18 protein-coding genes and 1 tRNA gene are annotated in these 22242 nt (G+C 65.8%); 3 read left to right on the top strand and 16 right to left on the bottom strand.

Features of this window, described 5'->3' with window-relative positions; genetic code table 11:
- Positions 1–509: 509 nt before the first annotated feature.
- Entirely contained in the window at positions 510–1862 is a 1353-nt protein-coding gene (locus tag ACMVO5_RS02420; protein ID WP_416908497.1) for a hypothetical protein, read from the bottom strand.
- Between the two features lie 483 nt (positions 1863–2345).
- Here ACMVO5_RS02420 and ACMVO5_RS02415 point away from each other — a divergent pair, with 483 nt between their 5' ends.
- Entirely contained in the window at positions 2346–3179 is an 834-nt protein-coding gene (locus tag ACMVO5_RS02415; RefSeq protein ID WP_416908496.1) for an enoyl-CoA hydratase/isomerase family protein, read from the top strand.
- Positions 3180–3342: 163 nt separating this feature from the next.
- Here the strand turns inward: ACMVO5_RS02415 and clpX are convergent, their stop codons facing one another.
- The 4 genes from clpX to ACMVO5_RS02395 form a co-directional block, all read right to left on the bottom strand.
- Positions 3343–4593 carry an ATP-dependent Clp protease ATP-binding subunit ClpX gene (gene clpX, locus ACMVO5_RS02410; protein ID WP_416908495.1) on the bottom strand — a complete coding sequence of 417 codons (1251 nt, stop codon included), beginning with the start codon at positions 4591–4593 and terminating at the stop codon, positions 3343–3345.
- Between the two features lie 109 nt (positions 4594–4702).
- Positions 4703–5347: an ATP-dependent Clp endopeptidase proteolytic subunit ClpP gene (gene clpP, locus ACMVO5_RS02405; RefSeq protein WP_416908494.1), complete on the bottom strand. Its 645-nt coding sequence runs from the start codon at positions 5345–5347 to the stop codon at positions 4703–4705.
- Between the two features lie 109 nt (positions 5348–5456).
- Positions 5457–7052, bottom strand: coding sequence for a trigger factor (gene tig / locus ACMVO5_RS02400; RefSeq protein ID WP_416908493.1), 1596 nt, complete (start codon positions 7050–7052; stop codon positions 5457–5459).
- 57 nt (positions 7053–7109) lie between these two features.
- A tRNA-Leu gene (locus ACMVO5_RS02395) sits at positions 7110–7194 on the bottom strand.
- A gap of 110 nt (positions 7195–7304) precedes the next feature.
- Here ACMVO5_RS02395 and ACMVO5_RS02390 point away from each other — a divergent pair.
- Positions 7305–8987: a formate--tetrahydrofolate ligase gene (locus ACMVO5_RS02390; RefSeq protein WP_416908492.1), complete on the top strand. Its 1683-nt coding sequence runs from the start codon at positions 7305–7307 to the stop codon at positions 8985–8987.
- On the opposite strand, the gene ACMVO5_RS02385 is transcribed toward ACMVO5_RS02390, so the two are convergent.
- The 6 genes from ACMVO5_RS02385 to ACMVO5_RS02360 all read right to left on the bottom strand — a co-directional run bounded on the left by ACMVO5_RS02385 (position 8984) and on the right by ACMVO5_RS02360 (position 14653).
- On the bottom strand, positions 8984–10378 hold the full coding sequence (locus tag ACMVO5_RS02385) for a phospholipase D family protein (protein ID WP_416908491.1): 1395 nt from the start codon (positions 10376–10378) through the stop codon (positions 8984–8986). The genes ACMVO5_RS02390 and ACMVO5_RS02385 overlap by 4 nt on opposite strands.
- On the bottom strand, positions 10371–11081 hold the full coding sequence (locus tag ACMVO5_RS02380; protein WP_416908490.1) for an endonuclease/exonuclease/phosphatase family protein: 711 nt from the start codon (positions 11079–11081) through the stop codon (positions 10371–10373). Before ACMVO5_RS02380 ends, ACMVO5_RS02385 begins: the two co-directional genes overlap by 8 nt.
- Before the next feature lie 5 nt (positions 11082–11086).
- A complete protein-coding gene (locus tag ACMVO5_RS02375; protein ID WP_416908489.1) occupies positions 11087–12013 on the bottom strand; it encodes an SPOR domain-containing protein in 927 nt (308 codons plus the stop codon).
- Positions 12001–13239, bottom strand: coding sequence for a dihydroorotase (locus ACMVO5_RS02370; RefSeq protein WP_416908488.1), 1239 nt, complete (start codon positions 13237–13239; stop codon positions 12001–12003). The genes ACMVO5_RS02375 and ACMVO5_RS02370 overlap by 13 nt, the downstream gene beginning before the upstream one ends.
- Complete coding sequence (locus tag ACMVO5_RS02365) at positions 13236–14240, bottom strand: aspartate carbamoyltransferase catalytic subunit (protein WP_416908487.1); 1005 nt, start codon at positions 14238–14240, stop codon at positions 13236–13238. The genes ACMVO5_RS02370 and ACMVO5_RS02365 overlap by 4 nt, the downstream gene beginning before the upstream one ends.
- Positions 14241–14359: 119 nt before the next feature.
- The gene (locus ACMVO5_RS02360) at positions 14360–14653 is read right to left on the bottom strand and encodes a hypothetical protein (RefSeq protein WP_416908486.1); all 294 of its coding nucleotides are present in this window, start codon (positions 14651–14653) and stop codon (positions 14360–14362) included.
- 87 nt (positions 14654–14740) lie between these two features.
- Here ACMVO5_RS02360 and ACMVO5_RS02355 point away from each other — a divergent pair, with 87 nt between their 5' ends.
- Positions 14741–15685, top strand: coding sequence for a LysR family transcriptional regulator (locus tag ACMVO5_RS02355; RefSeq protein WP_416908485.1), 945 nt, complete (start codon positions 14741–14743; stop codon positions 15683–15685).
- On the opposite strand, the gene ACMVO5_RS02350 is transcribed toward ACMVO5_RS02355, so the two are convergent.
- From ACMVO5_RS02350 to ACMVO5_RS02330, 5 genes are all read right to left on the bottom strand, one after another.
- Positions 15672–17321: a histidine kinase N-terminal 7TM domain-containing protein gene (locus ACMVO5_RS02350; protein ID WP_416908484.1), complete on the bottom strand. Its 1650-nt coding sequence runs from the start codon at positions 17319–17321 to the stop codon at positions 15672–15674. The two genes, ACMVO5_RS02355 and ACMVO5_RS02350, sit on opposite strands and share 14 nt — an antisense overlap.
- Positions 17322–17484: 163 nt before the next feature.
- The gene (locus ACMVO5_RS02345; protein ID WP_416908483.1) at positions 17485–18561 is read right to left on the bottom strand and encodes a peptidyl-alpha-hydroxyglycine alpha-amidating lyase family protein; all 1077 of its coding nucleotides are present in this window, start codon (positions 18559–18561) and stop codon (positions 17485–17487) included.
- 22 nt (positions 18562–18583) lie between these two features.
- Positions 18584–19027: a c-type cytochrome gene (locus ACMVO5_RS02340; protein ID WP_416908482.1), complete on the bottom strand. Its 444-nt coding sequence runs from the start codon at positions 19025–19027 to the stop codon at positions 18584–18586.
- 29 nt (positions 19028–19056) lie between these two features.
- Complete coding sequence (locus ACMVO5_RS02335) at positions 19057–21186, bottom strand: PQQ-binding-like beta-propeller repeat protein (RefSeq protein WP_416908481.1); 2130 nt, start codon at positions 21184–21186, stop codon at positions 19057–19059.
- A 17-nt stretch (positions 21187–21203) separates the two neighbouring features.
- Positions 21204–22223: a dihydrodipicolinate synthase family protein gene (locus tag ACMVO5_RS02330; RefSeq protein WP_416908480.1), complete on the bottom strand. Its 1020-nt coding sequence runs from the start codon at positions 22221–22223 to the stop codon at positions 21204–21206.
- Between the last annotated feature and the right edge of the window lie 19 nt (positions 22224–22242).

Here is a 22242-nt window from a genome sequence, read left to right as displayed (position 1 = left end):
CCATCGCGACCCCGCCCCACCCGCGCGCAAGGCCAAAACCATGCAAGAAGGCGGCCAAGTCTACGTCCTCGCCAAACGCCTCCGGCAGGCAGGGAGCGACGCCCCCTGCACCCCAGACCAAAGCAAAAGCCAACACCCTCTCCGAAGCACCGCCCCACAACCAGACGTCACCCCCGCTCTTCCCCGTCACCCCAACTCTGCCCCGTCCCTCCCCCGCCACCCCCGCCCTATACTCATCACGCCCGCTTTCCCCCGTCACCCCCGCGCAGGCGGGGGCCCATCTCCCGCCCTGCCAAACATCACCCAACCCCCAGAACCATCCCAAGCCGTCCCCATCCCGTCACCCCCGCGCAGGCGGGGGCCCATCTCCCGCTCTCCCCACAATCACCCAAGATCAAGAATACAGTCCACAATCCCACTCGCCTGCGGCGGTTAGGAACAACTTTCTGGCGGTGGGTGGGGCGGCATCGCCGGCAGGAAACCGAGCGACGCCGCCACATTCTAAAAAATCAGATCTTTGTTTGCTTCAGCAACTCGGTTTCGAAGGCGTCGTAGGCAAGGGTATAGCTGCCCTCGTTCTTGCCGATCTTCTGCGCGTCGCCACCAAAGGCTTGGATGAGCACTTTGTACTTTCGTACAATCTCATCGAGGTGCTGTTCGACAAAAGCCATCGGATCTGTCCTCCACTGCACTTGGCCGTTCGGAGTCCTCTCCATCAGCGCCTTCAAACCATAGGCGAGCGGCACAATGAAGCCATCGGGGTAGCGGTAGTCGACGGCTGTCTTACCAAAGGGGCTAGTGGGCTTCGTCTTCAGGTCCTTGGCCACAGCCACCGCGCGTAGGCTGCCGAACTTTCCATCGTTGGCGTTGTAGGAGCGCGGGAACTCGGCGTAGAGCCGGTCAAAAAGGTCTGGCAGCAAGCCCGTTACTTGTAGTGCGCTAGCGACAACCGGGTTGTGAAGCTCATGAGTACCATCGGCTAGAGCCGTAGATACGTCAGGGTGTTGCATCAGGCCGCTAAACAAGGTGGAGCACTTGCCCTTGCCGCTGTAGATGTCGGCTGGACGAGGAGCGGAGGCACCATCGGGCAGTGCTGTCACGGAAAGCGGGATCCACGCTAGTGCCACTAGATCGCGCACCTTCACATCGCCTCCGTCTCCAGACTTCCATTCGACGCGCTGGGCTAGGGCATCCGGCAAGGCCTTGCGCAAATCGTCATATAGCCCCTTCTTGTTATCCTTGGCTTCGTCGGCAAGTTGGCGGTTGTTGTTGCGGGCGGCGCAGATCTCCAGCAGCGACCTCGTGAAAGCTTCGAGCGCCAAGGCGTCCTCGGTATCGCTTGGGACTAGCACCTCGACCGGCACAAGAAAATCAAGCGGCCCTCCATCGCCGGAGTTAGTCGCCGCCTTCAGTGCGTTAACCTTATCCCTCGCTGCCAACCACTCCTCCTTGAAGTCCGGCCAAGTCTTGATCTTCTTGACTGCCCTGAGGTCGCCGTGCGCCAGCGCCAGAATGTGCGTGCCGATCGCCAGCGTGTTGTGGCCGCCGTCAAGGATGCCTTCAATCGTTGGATCATCGAACGTCATATAGAAGCGCTTGCGCTCCATCTCTCGGCAGTTGGCCGAGGCAACGAGGATTCCCTTGGTCTTAAAGGGGAAGAGTTCGGGTGTCGTCTCGATTGAATCGATGATATCGGCTGTTATAGGCCCGGTCTTGGCGGTGCGCGGATTGGCTTCCAAATCAGCGGCATCTAGCAGCGGCAACAGGTTGCGCGCACGCACAAATCCAACAAGTCGCTTTACCGGACCGTTGGTCTGAGCGTCTACACTGTCAAAGCGGATAATGAGTTCGTTCGGGTTCATGTTGTCTTCCTATCCAGGAGGACTGGCGCTGAACGGCGTTGGCAATCCTTACCAACGGTGTGAGCGGGCGGGATGACCACTCAACCGCCACCATCCGGTGACAACCCCATCCAGAACCAATCCAAGTTCATGTTCTGCCCACCATCACGGCGAGCCCCTTTTAATTGCCACCGGCTTTCAAGATTAGCAAGCTAAATCGTCCGAATAGACAAACCCAACAGATCGGACCCTACATCCGAAAATAGACTGAATTGTATAAAATATTGCAACTTCAAAGCCCTAATGTCATTTAGCAGCGCGTTACAAGCGCTGTTTTGACAATAGCGATCTGCTGCTCGCCCATAGCGCAGGTCCTCCAAATCGGGTCTGGGGCCAAGGCCCCAGCCCCCGGAGGCATCTGCCCCTCCCCCTCCCTAAACCCACAGGCTTCCCCGCCCCCCCTTCTGCTATGCTCTCGCAAAACAACCCGGGGGAGGACCAGCCATGGCCTATGACGATTACAAGCTGCTCAACATCAGCCGCGACGGGGTGATCATCACCGCCGTCATCAACGCGCCGCCGATCAACATCATCACCCTCGATCTGTTCGGCGAGCTCGCCCGCCTGGCCATCGAGCTTGAGGCCGATCCCGATGCCCGCGTCTGCGTCTTCAAGAGCGCGGATCCTGATTTCTTCTTCGCCCATTTCGACGTCGAAGCCCTCATCGACATCGCCAAAGGCCCCAAAGGCCCGGTCGGAGACGCCACCGCCTATCAGGACATGTGCAACCGCTACCAGTCGATGGACTGCATCTCCATCGCCCAGATCGAGGGCCGCGTCGGCGGCGGCGGCAGCGAGCTGTCCATGTCCTTCGACATGCGCTTCGGCGTCATTGGCAAGACGGTCGTCAACCAGATGGAAGTCCCCATCGGCATCATCCCCGGCGGCACCGGCACCCAGCGCATGCCCCGCCTCATCGGCCGCGCCCGCGCCATGGAGATCATCGTCGGCGGCGTCGACATGGATGCCGAAACCGCCGAGCGCTGGGGCTATCTCAACCGCGCGCTCCCCGCCGACCAGATCGGCGCCCATGTCGATGCGCTCGCCCGCCGCATCGCCAGCTTCCCCCCAGATGCCGTGCGGCTCGGCAAGCAGGTCGTCCATGCCTCGGCCCTGCCATTGGAAGAAGGCCTCAAGGTCGAAGCCGAACACTTCCAGACCCTCATGTTCACCGATGACGCCATGAAGAAGATGACCCGCTTCATGGAACTCGGCGGCCAGACCCGCAAAGGCGAACTCCGCGTCGCCGAATTGAGCGCCGAAGTCGCCAAAGGCTGAGCCCAAAGGTTCGGGGGTTTCGCTGTCCTACACGCCCAAAACCGCGTAAAAGACAATCGAAACCCCCGAAAACCCACCCGCCTTCACAGCGCCCTCAAAAAAGCGCAGCAAAAACAGTCAGGGGGCCTCGCGGCCCCCTAACCTTCCTAACCTTCCAATGTGCTCAGGCGGCCTTGTCCTGCGCCATCAGCCGGATCGGCTGCTTCAGCCCATCCACAACATCCTTGTCGACCTGGACCTCGACCAGCCCCTCGGTGCCCGGCAGCTCGAACATCGAATCGAGCAAGATCGACTCGAGGATCGAGCGCAGCCCGCGCGCCCCGGTCTTCCGCTCGATCGCCCGCTTGGCGATGGCCGACAGCGCATCCTCGGTGAAGGTCAGCTTGACATCCTCCATCTCGAACAGCCGCGCATATTGCCGCGTCAGCGCATTCTTGGGCTCCGTCAAGATCTTGATCAGCGCATCCTCATCCAGATCCTCAAGCGTCGCGATCACCGGCAAGCGCCCGATGAACTCCGGAATCAGGCCAAAACGCAGCAGATCCTCCGGCTCGCACTGCCGCAACAGCTTGCCCACCCGCCGCTCGTCGGGCGCGGCCACATGCGCGCCAAAACCGATCGACTTGCCCTGCAAACGGTCGCCAATGATCCGGTCCAGCCCGGCAAAGGCCCCGCCGCAAATGAACAGGATGTTGGAGGTATCGACCTGCAGAAACTCCTGCTGCGGATGCTTGCGCCCGCCCTGCGGCGGCACACTCGCCGTCGTCCCTTCCATGATCTTCAGCAGCGCCTGCTGCACCCCCTCCCCGGACACGTCACGGGTGATCGAAGGATTGTCGGACTTGCGGGAAATCTTGTCGATTTCATCGATATAGACGATCCCGCGCTGCGCCCGCTCGACATTGTAATCGCTCGCCTGCAACAGCTTCAGGATGATGTTCTCCACATCCTCGCCCACATAACCCGCCTCGGTCAGCGTCGTCGCATCCGCCATGGTGAAGGGCACATCAAGGATGCGCGCCAGCGTCTGCGCCAGCAGCGTCTTGCCGCAACCCGTCGGCCCCACCAGCAGGATGTTCGACTTCGCCAGTTCCACCTCGGCGCCCTTGCCGCCATGGTTCAACCGCTTGTAATGGTTGTGCACCGCCACCGACAGCACCCGCTTGGCGTGCATCTGTCCGATCACATAGTCATCCAGCACATTGCAGATCTCGCGCGGCGTCGGCACATCGCCCGATTTCTTCACCAGCGCCGTCTTGGTTTCCTCGCGGATGATGTCGTTGCAAAGCTCGACGCACTCATCGCAGATGAACACCGTCGGCCCGGCGATGAGCTTGCGCACCTCATGCTGGCTCTTCCCGCAGAAGCTGCAGTAGAGCGTGCTCTTCGAATCACCGCCGCTCAATTTGGTCATGACTTACCTCTCTCGCTCACCGCAAGTGTAGCGCCGCTTGCACCGCCCTCGCAAGGGCAGCGGCGCGGTCGATTGTCACCGGAATGAAAAGAAAGGCGAAAAGCCGGCCTCAGGCCGCCGCCCTCGCCTCATCCTCGGTCGGCAGCGGCCGCTTCTCCACCACCTCGTCCACCAGGCCGAACACCTTGGCTTCATCGGCAGACAGGAACTTGTCCCGCTCCATCGCCCGCTCGATCGTGTCGATGTCCTGGCCCGTGTGCTTCACATAAAGCTCGTTCAGCGTCTGGCGGATCCGCAGGATCTCGCGCGCCTGAATCTCGATGTCGCTGGCCTGACCCTGCGCCCCGCCCGAAGGCTGGTGCACCATGATCCGCGCGTGCTTCAGCGCCACGCGCATCCCCGGCTCGCCCGCGGCCAGCAGGAAGCTGCCCATCGACGCCGCCTGCCCCACACACACCGTCGCCACCTTGGGCCGGATATATTGCATGGTGTCGTAAATCGCCATGCCCGCCGTCACCACCCCGCCCGGCGAGTTGATGTACATGAAGATGTCCTTCTTCGGATTCTCCGACTCGAGGAACAGCAGCTGCGCCACAATGACCGAGGCCATGTGATCCTCGACCTGCCCGGTCACGAACACGATCCGCTCGCGCAGCAGCCGCGAATAGATGTCAAACGACCGCTCGCCGCGATTCGAGGACTCGATCACCATCGGAATCAGGCCAGCGTGGGTGGGGGGAAGCAAATCGTGCATGTCGGTCTCCATTGTCCACGCCAACCTTGGACCTTTGCCCGGCCTTTTCAAGAGGCCCTTTGCAGCAGGTGATGCCGCAGCCCCCGGCTGCGGCATCCACATCCCCTGCTCAGGCCTTCTTGGCCGGCGCCTTCTTCGCCGCCGGCTTCTTGGCAGCAGGCGTCTCGGCCACATCCTCGCTCTTGGCCGCAGCCTTGGCCGCCGGCTTCTTGGCCGCCGCCTTGGCCGGCTTTTCAGCCTCGTCGGCAGGCGCCGCATCCGCCTTCTTCGCAGCGGCCTTCTTCGCCGCCGGCTTCTTCGCGGCCGGCTTGGCCTCACCATGGTCGTGATCATGATCATGTTCGCAGTCCGGCCCATGCACATGAGCCGGCGTCTCATCCTCGTCCTCGATCGCGGCTTCCAGATCGGCCTTGCTCACATGCCGCTCGGTCACCTCCGCCTTCGACACAAGATGGTCCACCACCTTGTCCTCATAAAGCGGCGCGCGCAGCTGGGCGGCAGCCATGCTGTTTTCCTGGAAGAACTTCACCACCTTCTGCTGCTCCGAAGGCGCATAGCGCGCCGCTTCCTGCCCGATCAGCCGGTTCATCTCGCTGGCGCTCACCGTGATGCCCGCCTGCGCACCGATCTCGGAGAGCAGCAGCCCCAACCGCACCCGCCGCTCGGCAATGCGCCGATATTCGTCGCGCTCGCCCTCGATCTCGGCCTTGGCCGCCTCGGGATCGGCCGCGCGCGCGGCTTCCTGCTCCAGCTGCGCCCAGATCTGCTCAAACTCGCCGTTCACCATCGTCTCGGGCACGGCAAAATCATGCCGCGCCGCCAGCGTGTCGAGCAGCTTGCGCTTCAGATGCGTGCGCGTCAGCTGCGCCGTCTCCGCCTCGATCTGGTCCGTCAAAATCTCCTTCAGCGCGTCGAGCGAATCGATTCCGAGCGACTTCGCGAAGTCATCGTCGATCGGCGTCTCCACCGGCGTCTCGACACCCTGCACCACGATGTCGAACGTCGCCGGCTTGCCGGCCAGCGCCTCCGAGCCATAATCGGCCGGAAAATCGACATTGATGGTCAGCGACTGGTTGGCCTTCACACCTACCAGCTGGTCCTCAAAGCCCGGAATCAGCATCCCCGAGCCCAGCCGCACGCGCATGCCCTCGCCCTTGCCGCCTTCAAACGGCGTGCCATCAACCTTGCCCTCAAAGTCGATCACTACCGTGTCGCCGTCCTTGGCCTTGTAGCTCGCCTTGGCGGGTTCCGTCTTCTGCTGCTGGCTCGCCAGCCGCTCCAGCATGTCGCCAATCGCCGTCTCATCTGCCGGCACCACCAGCCGCTCCAGCGTGATGCCCTCGATATCCACCTTCTCGATGGTCGGCAGAATCTCCAGCGCCACCTTCAGCGACAGGTCCTGCCCCTCGGCCATCTCGCCCTCGAGATCGACCTGCGGTTGCACCGCCGGGCGCAGCTGCTTCTCACTCAAAAGCTTCTGCACGCCCTCGTTCACCGCCGCCTGCACCGCCTCGCCGTGCAGGGCCGGCCCATGCATCTTCTTCACCAGATTGGCCGGCACCTTGCCCGGCCGAAAGCCCGGCATGCGGATCTGCTTGGTCACTTCCTTCAGCCGCACCTCGACACGCGCGGCCACATCAGCAGCCGGGATGACCAGCGAAAATTCGCGGCGAAGACCCTCGTTCAGCGTTTCGGCAATCTGCATCCTGTGTCCCGTCTTTTCCAAAAATCGACAAAGCCCTGGCGTCTGCGGCCCCGGCGGTGGTGCGGGCGAAGGGACTCGAACCCCCACGTCTCTCGACACTGGAACCTAAATCCAGCGCGTCTACCAATTCCGCCACGCCCGCATCAGCGTGAAAGGGCGCGTCTATAGCAAGCGCAAGTGCAGGCGCAAGCGTGACGACAAGCAGCCGCCATGGCAAGGGCGAAAGCAGACCCACAAAAAGGCCCGCCCAACATGCCCTCCGACATCGAAATTGCCGCCCGCTACACGCTTGCCCCGATCCAGACCATTGCCGACAAGATCGGCCTGACGCCCGCAGACATTGCCCCCCACGGCCATCACATCGCCAAGCTCGCGCCCACAGCCCCGCTGCCAGCAGCCCAAGGCAAGCTCATCCTCGTCACCGCCATCAACCCCACGCCGGCGGGCGAAGGCAAGACCACCACCACCATCGGGCTTTCGGATGCCCTGCGCGCCATCGGCCGCCGCGCCGTCATCGCGCTGCGCGAGCCCAGCCTCGGCCCGGTCTTCGGCCGCAAGGGCGGCGCCACCGGCGGCGGCCATGCCCAGGTCGGCCCCATGGCGAAGATCAACCTGCATTTCACCGGCGATTTCCACGCCGTTACATCCGCCCACAATCTGCTCGCCGCGATGCTGGACAATGCCGTCCATTTCAACACGCCCATGCCCTCCGGCCACCCCATCGCCCCGCGCACCATCAGCTGGCGCCGCGTGCTGGACATGAACGACCGCGCGCTGCGCCAGATCGTCACCGGGATGGGCAGCACAAACCACCCGCTGCGCGAGACCGGCTTCGACATCACCGTCGCCTCCGAAGTCATGGCCATCCTCTGCCTCGCCAACGACCTCGAAGACCTGCAAGCCCGGCTCGCGCGCATCCGCATCGCGCGCGACACGCAAGGCGCCCCGGTCACCGCTGGCGATCTCGGCGCCGCCGGCGCCATGGCCGCGCTGCTCGTCGAGGCCATGCAGCCCAATCTCGTCCAGAGCCTGCACGGCACGCCCGCTTTCGTCCATGGCGGCCCCTTCGCCAATATCGCGCACGGCTGCAATTCGGTCATCGCCACCCGCGCAGCCCTTGCGCTCGGTGAATTTGCCGTCACCGAAGCCGGCTTCGGCGCCGATCTGGGGGCCGAAAAATTCGCTCATATCAAGTGCCGTTCAGCCGGCCTCGCCCCCGCCGCCGCCGTCCTCGTCGCCACGGTGCGCGCGCTCAAATATCATGGCGGCCAGCCGCTCGCCGATCTCGGCACCCCCGATGAAGCCGCGCTGGCCCGCGGCCTCGACGTGCTCGATCGCCACATCGAAAATCTCCAGTCGCTCGGCCTGCCGGTCGCGGTCGCCCTCAACGCCTTCGCCGGCGACCACGCGAATGAACAACAGGCCGTGCTCGCCCATTGCCAGCGCAAGTTCGCCGTCCCCGCCCATCTCTGCACCCATTGGGCCGATGGCCCCGGCGGCGCCGAAGCGCTGGCCCAGAGCGTCGCCGCGCTCGCCGATGCCAACGCTGACCCGCACAGCCGCTTCACCCCGCTCTACGGCCCCGGCACCGACGCCGAAGAGGCGCTCACCACCATCGCCCGGCGCATCCACCGCGCCGGCAGCGTCATCCTCGCGCCCGCCGCCCGCAAGCAGCTCGCCGCACTCCGCGCCGAAGGGCTGGCGCATCTGCCGGTCTGCCTCGCCAAGACCCCCTACAGCTTCACCGCCGATGAAACGCAGCGCGGCGCCGTCAGCGGTCACAGCCTGCCCATCCGCGAGCTTCGCCTGTCCGCCGGCGCCGGCTTCATCGTGGCGCTCGCCGGCGATATCGCCACCATGCCCGGCCTGCCCCGCGCGCCCTCCGCGCTCGGCATCCATCTCGATGCGCGCGGCGAAATCTCGGGCCTGAGCTAGAGCAGCCAGGCCACCGGCAGCCAGCCGATCAGCGTCAGCACCCAGCGCTGCCACCAGCGCGTAAACGGCTCGCGGTCATGCACCGCCGTGCGCCCATGCCATTGCAGCCGCCCTGACGGCGCCTGCTTCACCTCCCACGCAAAGGCCGGCAGCATGGCCGTCAACCGGTCCTCCAGCAGCCGCGCCATCGCTGGCGATTCGATCAGAAAGCCGATCTCGGTGTTGAGCAGGTAAGAGCGCGGGTCGAAGTTCATCGAGCCGACAAACAGCCGCTCGCCGTCCGCCACAAAGGTCTTGGCATGGAGCGCCGAGGCGCCCGAGCGGAAAAACGCCGTCGACTCGCCCTTGGTCCGCGTCTCGCCGCGCCTCAGCCGGCGCGGCACCAGACCCAGCTCGGCCCGGTCCGCCGCCCGTCCCTTCATCTCCCACAGCCGCACGCCCGCCGCCAGCAGCCGCCGCCGCACCGGCGCATAACCCGCATGCGACACCGCCACATCGTTGGAGCGCAGCGAATTGGTCAAAATCTGCACCGCCACCCCGTCCGCCACCAGCCGCTCGAACAGCGCCACCCCGGCATCGGTCGGCACGAAATAGGCGCTCACCAGCATGAGCCTCGACCTGATCGGCCCCATCGCGTCTTGCAACTGCGGCAGCCACAGCGCCGCCGGGGCCGCCTCACCGCTGATCTTGGCCGGGTCATCGCTGATCATCCGCACCGGCACCCAGTCAAAGTCATCCGCCTCAGGCCACCAGTCGTCCAGGTCCGGCAGCGACACCTCCGGCACACGGCCTGCTCGCCCCACAAGCACCGACACCGGCACCGAGGCCGGGCTTGCCCAATACAGCTCGAAATCATCGTCCACCTCGGCCGCCACCGCGCCCACCCCCAGCACATCGAGATCGGCCGTCAGCGCCGGATGGTCCGCGACGAAATATTCATCGCCGATGTTGCGCCCGCCAATCACCGCCGCCACCCCGTCCACAACCAGGCACTTGTTGTGCATCCGCCGGTTCAGCCGCCCGAAATCCCACAGGAAGTTGAGCCATTTGGGCGAACGCCAGCGAAAGGCATTGAACAGCCGCACCTCGACCCCCGGAAGCGCATCCAGCGCCGCCAGCGCCCCGTCCAGCCCGGCCGTGCCATGGTCATCCAGCAGCAGCCGCACCTCGACCCCGCGCGCCGCCGCCGCCGCCAGCGCCGCCAGCAGCGCCCGCCCGCTCGCATCATCCTTCCAGATATAATATTGAACATCGATGCAGCGCTGCGCTGCCGCCACCAGCCGCAGCCTGAGCGCCAGCGCCTCGCCGCCATCATCCACCAGTCGCACCCCGCTCAGGCCCGGATGATCGGCGGCCAGCGCCGCCAGCCGCGCCATCAGCCCCTCAGCCACCCAGCCGCACCCACACCGGCAGATGGTCCGACGCCCCCCGCGCCAGCGCGCTCACATGCACCCCGGCGTCCGCAATCGGCAGTGCGTGATGCGCAAACACCCGGTCAAGCCGCCCCACGGGCAAGCGCGCCGGAAAGCTCGGTGCCAGCCTCAGCTCGCGCCAGCGCCCGGCCAGCGCCGCCACCGCCGCGCCGCCCGGCCGCCATTCGTTGAAATCCCCCATCACCAGCTCCGGCGGGGCGCCCGGCGCGCGCGCCACCCGCTCGATGATCCGCCGCGCCTGCCGCGCCCGCCACAGCCCCGAGAGGTCAAGATGCGCCCCCACCAGCCGCACCAGCCCGCCGCCCGGCACAAAATCCCCCTCCACGTCCGCCATCACCGCACCGCGCGGCTCCAGCGCCGGCAAGGCGATCCGTGAGGCCCGCGCCAGCCGGGCCACCCCGCGCACCAGCACCGCGTTGCCGTGCCAGCCCATCGCCGCCGGCTGCTCGCCCAGCGCCGCCGGAATCCAGCCCCGCGCGGCCAGCATCGCGCGCGGCAACACCGCGGTGCGCAAGCCGAAGCGCGTGTCGGCCTCCTGCAGCAGCGCCACATCGGCGCCGATCTCGTCCAGCACATCAAGAATCCGCTCGGGCACACAGCGGCCATCCGCGCCCACAGCCTTATGGATATTGTAGCTCGCAACGATGAGCGAGGCGGACACCGGCCCTAGCTCCCCGCCGGCGCCACCACCAGGCAACCGCGCCCAAGGGCGACAAAGCGCGCGCAGCCCGCCCGCGCCGCCTCGCGGCTTGCAAAAGGCCCCAGCTGCAGCCGCACCAGCGACCCGCCGGGCACAAACACCGGGGTCAACCCCTCAAACACCGCGCTGCTGCGGCTCTTGAGCGCGACAAGGTCGGCCTCCGCGCCGGCCTGGGTGCTGAACGCGCCAATCTGCACCCGCCAGGCGCCGTCGCCGGCCAGCGCCATCAGCGACGGCGCATAGGGCGCGCCAATCCCCTGCGGCACCCCAAAGCTGCCGTCAGCGCGCGCGATCGTCGCCGCCCTGGCCCAGCCCGCCGCCCGCGCGTCCGCCCCCAGCCTCGGCACCAGCAGGTCGAGCGAAGCTCGCGCCTCGGCCAGCCCCTGCTCGGCCGCCCGCGCCAGATAGGCATAGGCCAGCGCCAGATCGACCTCGCGGCCATCGCCGTTCCACGCGGCCGTGCCAAACACATATTGCGCGCGCGGCTCGCCCGCGTCCGCCGCCCGCTTCAAAAGCGCCAGCGCCTGCGTCTTCTGCCCCTGCTTGAACAGCATGATGCCCTGGTTCGCCAGCCCCGGCCGATGCCCGCGCGCTGCCGCTGCCTCATACCAGGCCAGCGCCGCCACATCATCCTGCGGCAGCCCGCGGCCCAGCTGATAGGCCTGGCCCAGATTGAACATCGCATCCGCATTGCCGCCATCGGCAAAGGGCCGCCACATCTCCACCGCCGCCGCCCAGTCACCCTGCTGCCACAGCGCCACCCCGCCGCGCACGCTCGGCGCCTCGGCCGGCTGCGCCGCCGCCATCGGCACCGGCGGCGGCGCCTTGCGGCGCTGCGCCGCCGCCGGCGTGCTCAGCAGCGCCAGCGCCAGCAGCAGGCTCAGCCGGACCAAAGCACATCCCCGCCCTTGATCGTGCGCTTGACCAGCCCCGCCACCGGCAGCCCGTCAAAGGGCGTGTTGGCCAGCCCGGCAAAGCGCTCCGGCCCAATCCGCCATGGCGCGCATTCGTCAAATGCCAGCACATCGGCCGGCTCGCCCGCCCTCAAGCTGCCGCCGGCAAGGCCAAACAGCGCCGCCGGCCTTGTGCTCATCGCCGCCAGCAGCGCCGGCAGCGCCATCACGCCGTCGCGCACAAGGCTCAGGCCCAGCGCCAGCAGCGTCTCCGCCCCCGCCATGCCCGGTGCCGCGTCAGCAAAGGGCTGGCGCTTGGCCTCCTGGCTCTGCGGGTCATGGCCCGATGCCACCACCGAAATCGTGCCGTCCGCCAGCGCGTCGACCACCGCCAGCCGGTCCTCCTCGCAGCGCAGCGGCGGCGACAGCCGGGCAAAACTCCGAAACCCGGCCAGCGCCGTCTCGTTGAGCATCCAGTGCGCCGGCGTCACCCCCGCGCTCACCCGCACCCCGCGTGCCTGTGCGGCGCGCACAAGCGCCAGCGCCTCGGCCGTGGTCAGCTGCCGGAAGTGCAGCCGCGCGCCCGTCGCCTCGGCCAGCCGCAGGTCGCGCGTCACCGCCATCGCCTCCGCATAGGCCGGCGCCGAGGCCAGCCCAAGCCGCGTCGCATATTCGCCCTCGCTGGCCACAGCGCCCGCCGTCAGGCTCAGCTCCTCGGCATGGCTCACCACCAGCATGTCAAAGCTCGCCGCATAGGCCATCAGCCGTTGCATCACCTGCGCGCTGGCAATCGCGCCCCGCCCCGTCGCCACACCCACAGCGCCGGCCTCGCGCGCCAGCCCCAGCTCGGCCAGCTCCTCGCCGCGCAGGCCGCGCGTGGCGGCCACCAGCGGATGCACCCAGACATGCGGCTTGCCCACGCCCTTGGCAAAGGCTACCAGCGCCGGCTCGTCCAGCGGCGGGCTCTGGTCGGGCATCAGCACGGCGCGCGTGATCCCGCCCATCTGAAACGCCTGCGCATCGGCCCGGAACACGCCCGCATCCACCAGCCCCGGCGCCACCACCAGCCCGCTGCAATCGATCACATCGGCGTCTGCGGGCGGCGGCGCATCACCCACCCCCACCACCAGCCGTTCGGCCAGCATCACATTGGCCACGCCGTCATGGCCGCTCGCCGGGCAGATCACCCGCCCGCCGGTCAGGCACAGCGGCCGCGGCGCCTTCATGCTGTCGCCTCCGGCCAGTCCGCCACGCCGCGCCGGCTGCGCGTCAACACATCGAGACAGGCCATGCGCACCGCCACCCCCATCTCGACCTGCTCGGTCACCGCCGAGCGGGCAATGTCATCGGCAATCGCGCTCTCAATCTCCACCCCCCGGTTCATCGGCCCGGGGTGCATCACCAGCACATCGTCCTTCGCCCGCGCCAGCCGCGCCTCGGTCAGCCCGTAAAAGCGGAAATACTCGCGCGTCGAGGGCAGGAAGGCGCCCGCCATCCGCTCGGTCTGCAAGCGCAGCATCATCACCACATCCGCGCCCGCCAGCCCGGCGTCCATGTCATCAAAAGGCGTCACCCCCAGCGCCTCGACATGTGGCGGCATCAGCGTCGGCGGCGCCACCGCGCGCACCTCGGCGCCCAATGATGCCAGCAGCTGAAAATTGGAGCGCGCCACCCGGCTGTGCAATATGTCGCCGCAGATCGCCACCCGCAGCCCCTCGATCCGCCCCTTGCGCCGCCGGATTGTCAGCGCATCGAGCAGCGCCTGGGTCGGATGCTCATGCCGCCCGTCCCCCCCGTTCAACACCGGGCACGACAGCTTCTCGGCAATCAACTGCACCGCGCCCGAGCTGCCATGCCGGATCACGATCACATCGGGCCGCATCGCTTCCAGCGTCAGCGCGGTATCGAGCAGCGTCTCGCCCTTCTTCACGCTCGAGCCCTGCACGCCGAGGCTGGTCACATCCGCCCCCAGCCGCTTGCCGGCAATCTCGAAGCTCAGCGCCGTGCGCGTCGACGGCTCGAAAAAGGCGTTGATCTGCGTCATGCCCGATAGCCGATGGTCAGCGCGGCTCGTCGCCCGGTTATAGTCCACCCATTTTTCCGCCTCGCCCAGCAGAAACAGCGCTTCCCAGGGCTTCAATGCCGAAAGCGCCAGCAGGTGCCGGTGCGGAAACGGATGCGCGCCGCCTGCCAGAGCCGGATGCACAGGATGTTCAACACGCGCCATGGCCCCCGTCTAACCCGCAAGTGCGGCCATGGAAAGAGACGCACAAAAAACCGGCGGCTGCATCTCGCAGCCGCCGGCAACCGGGCGCTGAGGGAAGGGGAGCGCGCCCGGCGGGAGCCTCAGCGCCGGTCAGCGAGCTGGACCGAAGTCTCAAGCTGGCTCGATGCCAGCGTGAACTTCTTGCCCGCCTCGTGGCGGTTGCCAGCATCACAGAGCTTCTCGGCCAGCGCCACATTGCGCAGCGCCTTGCCAGCGGCCTTGGGGTCAGCGCCTTCGGCCTGGCTGCGGATCTGCTCGGCCTGCACGGCGCAGCTCTGGGCGGTCGCCGCCTCGGCCGGGCTGAAAGCTGCAAACGGCAGGGTGGCGGTGGCCAGCAGAGCGAAGATGGTGAGGCGATCGATGGAGCTTGTCATGATGTGTTCCTTTCAATTCAGCTTGTCGGTGAAGCTGTTTTAAGTCACACTCAGGATAAGCATAATCCCTATAATCCTGTGTGAGCCATGAAGACCAGCTACACAATCCAGCGCGGCCTCCTCGATGGCATCGAGCCGTTCCTGCGCGTCGCTGCCCGCAAGAGCTTCCGCGCCGCCGCCGATGATCTCGGCGTCTCGCCGTCGGCCGTCAGCCAGTCGGTGCGCGCGCTTGAAGAGCGCATGGGCGTGGCGCTCCTCACCCGCACCACCCGCTCGGTCGGCCTCACCGAAGCCGGGCAGCGCCTGCTCGACGATGCGGCCCCCGCCTTCCAGCGCCTCACCGCCGCCTATGATGCCGCGCGCACCTACGGCGAGCGCCCCGCCGGCCTGCTGCGCATCAACATGCCGCGCGCCACCATGGCGCTGGTCATCGAGCCGATCATCGCCAGCTTCTGCGCCCGATACCCCGAGATCGACCTCGAAATCGCCGGCGAAGACGGTCTCATCGATCTCGCCGAAACCGGGTTCGACGCCGGTATCCGCATCGGCGAGCTGCTCGATGCCGACATGGTCGCCCTGCGCCTCTCAGAGCCATTCCGCTATCTGCTCGTCGCCGCGCCCGATTATCTCGCCCGCAAGGGCCGCCCGGCCAGCCTCGCCGATCTCAAGGCGCATGACTGCATCCGCATGCGCTATCAAAGCGGCACCATCGCCCCCTGGATCTTCAAAAGCGGCAACCGTGAAGTCGAAGCCGTGGTCAGGAACCGCCTGATCACCAACGACCTCAAGACGCTCCACGCCATGGCCGTGCAGGGCCTCGGCATCGCCTTTGTCAGCGAGCCACTGGTTGCCGATCATCTCGCCTCAGCCACGCTCATGCCCGTGCTCGAAGATTATCAGCACAGCAGCCCCGGCCTGTTCCTTCACTATCCGAGCCGCAAGCAGGTCGCGCCCAAGCTGCGCGCCTTCATCGATCATCTGCGCGACGAAATCCGCGCCGGCCGCGTCGGCCAGCTGGTCAGGCCGCGATGACGCAGTTGCGTCCCGCAGATTTCGCCGAATAAAGCCGCTGATCAGCGGTCCCCAGCAGCGCCTCCAGCGTCACCCCGTCATCGGGCCATTGGGCCACGCCCGCCGAAAAGGTCACTTCGCCGTCACCGCTCCGCTGCAAGTCGGCCTTGGTCAAAAGCCGCTGCATCGCCTGCACCCGCGCCGCCACCTTCTCCAGCGTCGAATCCGGGCAGAGCAGCAAAAATTCCTCGCCGCCGATGCGGAACACGGTGCCGCGCGAACAGGCGCCGTCAGCCCCCGTCATGTCCTCCAGGAAGCGCGCGAAATCGCGCAGCACCCGGTCGCCGGCCGCATGGCCATGCACATCATTCCAGCGCTTGAAATGGTCGATATCAAACAGCGCGACCACCACCCGCTGCTGCTCATTGCCCGCCCGCTCGATGCAATGGGCAAAGAGCGAGGGCAGGCTCAGCCGGTTGCGCACCCGCGTCAGCGGGTCGAACTCGGCCGCCTCGCGCAGCTTGGCCTGCATGGCCGTCGAGGTCTCCAGCTGGCGCATGTTGCTCGCCAGCTCGGCCTCCAGCTCGCGGTAGCGCTGCTCCTCGGCGGTCACATCGTTCATCAGCAGCACCGTGCCGATCGGCTCGCGCGTCTGCGCCAGCGGCTTGGGCACGACAATGGCATCGACATCGAAAAACCGGTCGCCGACCATGATCCGCCGCCCCGGCGCGACCCGGAACTGCCCCTCGAACACGCGCAGTACCGGCGCCAGCGGCCCTAGGTCCTGGACACGATGGTCGCGCCCCTCGGCAATCTGTGGAAACACGCCCTGCGCCACCGGATTGGCGGCCACGATCCGCCCGGTGCCATCGACAATCATCGCCGGGTTGCGCAGCTGCGCAAAGATCAGCTCGGACGAGATGTTGACGATATCGAACACCCGGTTCGACACGATCAGCAGCGAAAACAGGATGACCACAAAGACAAAGCTGAACGGCGTCGGGTCAAAGCCGTAAAAACGCACGCCAAAGCCCAGAAATGCGATGTTGGGCACAAAGACCACCGCCATCATCATCGCGGGATAGGCAAAATACAGCCGATATTGCGGGGCAGCGCGCATCACCCCGCGCACCAGCAGCGCAAAGGTCGCGAAGATCAGGCTGTAAAGCAACGCCGTGACCACATGAAACAGCGGACCATGGCCAAACTCCACATAAGCCACGCCGTCAACGCTCACCTTGGGCACAATGCTCGAATAGAACAGCCCATGCCATTCATTGGTCAGCGCGATCGCCGTCACCACCAACGGCGCGCCAACCAGCGCCGCCACCTCGCGCCAGCCAATGCGCCGGTCGAGGCTGAACGAATAGTGATAGATGAACAACCCCCAGGCCACCGGCAACAGCGCAATGCCCAGAAAGGCCAGGCCGGCAAACACCGGCCGGCACGCCAATATCGGCGTCGAAAGCTCCAGCGTCACCGCGCCCAGCCACAGGAACATCGCGACATGCGCCAGCAGAAAATAAGGCTTGCCGAAAAACCGCCGCTGCCGTGCATTGGCGATGCCAACCACCACCACACCAATCATGGTAAACAGCGGCAGCAATGCCAGCCCGGACGGCGGCTGAATTGCAAGACAAGATGAAAAGTTCATCATCTATTAACTATAACGCTCCCAGCGCGTCACTGAATATTTTCAGCACAGGCGTTTCATGCCCTTGTCCTATACTGGACAAAGCCCCGAAACCGGAGTCCCCAAAAGGTAATATGTTGTTGGCTTGGCAGGTGAACCGCGCGCCTGCAGGCAATTGCCTGTTCGCTCAGCGCGCCCTGAAATAGCGGATGACAGACCGCTCCTTCACCTGCGCGCCGTAGATCACGCCCGAGCGGTCCACCCAGATCCCTTCCGCGCTGCTGGTCGCATAGCGGTCCGGCTCCGGCTCGGGGTCGGCAATGAACGCCGTCACCTTGCCGGTGATCGCAGAGCCGATGCGGATGCCGCGTTTCCAGCCCGGGTTGAAGCCATAGCCCACGGGCCGCCGGCTCTCGCTGTCAGCCGAATAGAGCACGTCATTCGCGTCGATATAGATCCCGCTCGGCCGGCCAAACTGCGTCCAGGCGTCGATGAATTCGCCGTCCTGGGTAAAGATCGAAATGCGGTTGTTCCAGCGATCGGCCACAAACAGCCGGCCCTTGCTGTCCATCGCCAGCGCGTGCGGCACCTCAAGCTCGCCGCGCGCCCGCCCCGCCTTGCCAAACTCGCCCAGATAGCGGCCATCGGGCGCAAACTTCACGATCCGCGCAATATTTCGGTAGGGCGTATGCCCATCGGCGACAAAGATCGTGCCTTCCTTCGAAACATAAACCGCATTGGGCTCGGTGAAGGTCGCGGGCGTCGTCCCGGCCACCCCCTTGGTCCCCAGCGTCAGCAACAACTGGCCATCGGGCGAGAATTTGAACACCTGACCGCCCATGCCGCCCGCCACCCGCGCATCGGTCAGCCACACATTGTCCTCATGGTCGATGAAGAAGCCATGCGGAAACACCGTCAGCCCGCCGCCGAAGTTTCTGATGAAATTGCCTTCCCCATCAAATTCCATGATCGGATTGACGCTCGAGCCCGCACAGCTGTTGGCCCCGCAGCGCTCCGCCACCCAGACATGCCCCTTGCTGTCCACCGCCACCGCCGAGGTCGAGCCCATCACCCGCCCGGCCGGCATCCTGAAAAAGCCCGCATCGGCCGCATAGGGATTGGGGTGGCTGTTCGGGGCACTCCGCAGCGGCCCCGGCGGCGGCAGCATCTCCAGCGTATAGGTCACGCGCTGCGCCATCGCCGCGTCACACAGACCGCCACCCAGCGCCGCCAGAGCCAGCGCTGCCACCATCAATGTCTTCATGTCCCCTCCCCGTTCCGGCTGGTCAGTCGCCGGTCTTGTCCGCCGGCTTCTGCGCCTGAAAGGCAATCATCCCCAGCCATGCCGACCGCCGGTCGAGCGGCTTGTCGCCCGCCGGAAAGCCGTTGAACTGCAGCACGAAGGCCAGCACGCTGGCATAGTCCTCGCGGGATAGCGATTGCGGATTGTCCATCGGCATGGTGGTCCGCATCCGGTCATAAAGGTCGCCCACTGACTGGGTGTCATAGTTGGACAGAAACTCGCCGCCCACCAGACCAGGTGCCTCGCCCGTGCCGCCCAGCTGCACCCCGTGGCACTGGCCGCAGCGCTGGGCATAGATTTCCGCCCCCGCCGTCGCCTGCGCCTTGGTATAAACGCCGTCCCACACGTTGCGGCTATATTCCTGCGCCGGCACCGCCGCCGCCGTCAGCGCCGCCACGCCAAGGCCCGCCGCCACAAAGTTCCGCATCACGCTACGCAAGGCCAAGACACACGCTCCTAATTCTGCCGGGGCAAGGCATAGGCCACATATTCGCCCGATGCCGTGCCACCGCTGGTTGCCACCACGATGTACTGGCGCCCATTTGCCATATAGCTCATCGGAGAGCCAGACTGCGGCCCGGGCAACAACACCGCACCCAGTTCCTCGCCGGTCTGCTTGTCATAGGCCCTGAGCATCGCGCCGCGCGGCCGGTCACCGGGGTTGGTCACCTGGTTCTCGCCCGCCACCACCATCGTCTTGGTTACCAGCGTGCCGATCTGATAGGTGATCTGCCCGGTGCGCGGGATGCCGCCCATCGCCTTGATCGCCGGGTGGTTGCGCACATAGTCGGGCGTCTCGCCGTGCGCGATCTGCCACCTGATGTCGCCCTTGTTCACATCAATGGCCGAGATCGTGCCATAGGGCGGCTTCACCAGCGGCAGGCCGTCCACATTCAGCCGCGGTGCGGGCGCCGCATCGCTGCGCTGCCGGTCGGCTGCCGGGGCCGGCGTGTCGGCGCCCGCACCCTCGCCCGGCCCGGTGATCATCCGCACCGGATTGCCGTTCACCCCCACCACATATTCAACGTCGGTCATCTCTTTCGGCCCCGGCAGCAGACCGGTCGCCGAAATGCAGGCCTGGCAGGCATAGACATAGGCCACGCCGGTTTCGGGGTCGAACGAGCCGCCCGGCCAGTTGGTCCCGCCCTGCGCCCAGTTGTTGATCACGCCCAGCTCATTCTCCGTCGACATGACCGGCGGCGTATAGACCGGCCCCAGCTTGAAGCGCTTCACCAGCTCCAGCGCCTTGGCCTTCAGCTCCGGCGTGAAATCAATCAGTTCGGCCTCGGTCACGCCGTTGCGGCTATAGGCGCGGGGCCTGGTCGGGATCGGCTGGGTCGGGCTGTACCATTCGCCCGGCACCTTGCCCTTCTCCACTCGCTGCTCCCTGATCGGCCACACTGGCTCGCCGGTCACCCGGTCAAACACATAGAAAAAGCCCTGCTTCGAAGGCAGGCCCACCACCTTGCGGGCCTGGCCATCGATGGTCACGTCCATCAGCAGCGGTGCCGAGCTGTTGTCCAGATCCCATATCTCATGGTGAATCAGCTGATAATGCCATTTGCGCTGCCCGGTGGTCAGATCGACCGCCACCAGCGAATTGGCAAACAGGTTCGGCCCCGGCCGCTGCCCGCCATAAAAATCAGATGTCGCGGACTCGACCGCCAGATAAGCCAGATTCAGCTCCGGATCGACCGACACCTGCGTCCACACGCCCGCATTGCCAGTCGTCTCGGCCGAGCCCTTCAGCCAGGTCTCATAGCCAAACTCGCCCTTCTTCGGAATGTTGTGGAAGGTCCACAGCCGCTTGCCGGTCCTCACGTCAAAGGCCCTTGTATAGCCCTTGGTGTTGTTCATCGTGCGCGGCGTAAAGCCTTCGCGAAACGCCGCCCCGATGATGATGGTGTTCCCCGAAATCGCCGGCGCCGAATGCAAGCCCGCCTCAAAGCTGTCGAGATCGTCCACCTGCTGGTCAAAGTCCAGCTTCAGGTCGATCATCCCATTCTCGCCAAACTCCAGGTCCGGCCGCCCGGTGTCCGCATCCAGGCTGATCAGCCGATAGCCGATCGTCACATAGAAGATCCGCCGCTTGGTCCCGTCCGTCCAGTAAGAGAGGCCGCGCCCCGACAGCGCGCGCGGGGAAAGCGCCGAGCGCTTGCCCTCGTGCAGCGCCCAGGTCCACAGCACCTCGCCGGTCTGTCCGTTCACCGCCACCACCGCACGCCTAGTGCCGGCCGTCATATAGACCACCCCGTCCACGGCCAGCGGCGTGCCTTCCAGCTTGTATTCCGGCCGCGAGCCAAAGGCATCGGTCTTCAGCCGCCAGGCCACTTCCAGATCCTCGAAATTCTCGCCGTTGATCTGATCGAGCGGCGCATAGCGGCTGCCCGTCAAGTCGCTGTTATAGCTGGTCCAGTTGACGTTCGGCCCCTCGGCCCGTGCCGCCGCTGCCCCCTGCACAAAGCTGTTCGGTGCACTCAGCGCCGGCGCAAAGCTCTGCGCTGAAGCCCCCCCCGCCCCCGCCGCCGCGCCCAGAAAAAGCCCCAGCGCCAGCGCGCGTGTCGAAACACAAGAAATCATCGTCATCAGCTCCCCAAACGGCCTCACGCCATCGCCTTCACATCTGCCAGCGCCTTCTTGATCGAGGCCATCTGCTCATCCGTCAGCTGCGGATAGGGCGTGCGCGCAAACATCTGCGGTCCGCCCATCTCGAGGCTCAGCACATATTTCATCGTCGCATAGGTGTTCGCACCCATGTTCGCCGCGCGGATCGCCCGCTGCGCCGCGCGCAGCTTGGCCAGCTCGCCCTTCCAGTCCCCTCCGGCATGAAAGGCCTTCATCACCGCCGCGCACTTGCCGCTGAACTGGTTGCCATCAGCCAGAATCGTGCCCATGCCATGGTCAAGGGCGGCTTCCAGATTGTTGTTGGTGCCGCAGCGCATGTTGAGCTGCGGCATCGCCGCCAGAAACGCCTGATAGCCCTCCACCGAGCCGCTCGAATCCTTGATGCCCGCCAGATGCGAATAGCCGGCCAGATTCTTCATCAGGTCGATGGTGATCGAAACCTCGCTGGTGCCGGGGATATGATAAAGATTGGTCGGCAGCCCGCAGGCATCCATCAGCCGCTTGTAATAATCGGTCAGCCCGTCGAGCGGCGGCTGGTTGAAATAAAAGGGCGGAATGACCAGCAGCCCGTCCGCGCCATTCTGCTCGGCATGCTGCGCCAGCTCGATCGTCTCCACGATGTTCGCCGTGCCCGGCCCAACGATCACGTTCAGCCCGTTGCGGTTCTTCAGCGCCGTCTCGGCAATGAACTTGCGCTCGGCCACCGAAAAGGAGGCAAATTCCCCCGACGTGCCCAGCACCACCACGCCGTCCGCACCCTGGCTCCTGTGCCACTGCATGATCGCCGCCATCGCGCCGGGGTCAAACATCCCGTTGCGGGTGCACGGCGTCACCGTCGCCACCCAATACATGGTCTTGCGCGGGCTGCCGAGCTTCACCGTCCCCGGCCCGCCATTCGCGACACCCTGTGCCAGCGCGCTGCTGGCCATTGTCCCGCCCGCGGCCAGCGCCGCTGCGCCCGCTGCCAACTCCAACGCTTCCCGACGCGTCACGCCCATTATCAAACTCCCCAAGAAT

It is taken from the genome of Polymorphobacter sp., from assembly GCF_048007885.1.
Classification (GTDB): Bacteria; Pseudomonadota; Alphaproteobacteria; order Sphingomonadales; family Sphingomonadaceae; genus Sandarakinorhabdus.
The sequence above is the reverse complement of the archived record's forward strand: the minus strand, read 5'-3'. Positions and strand labels throughout refer to the sequence as shown.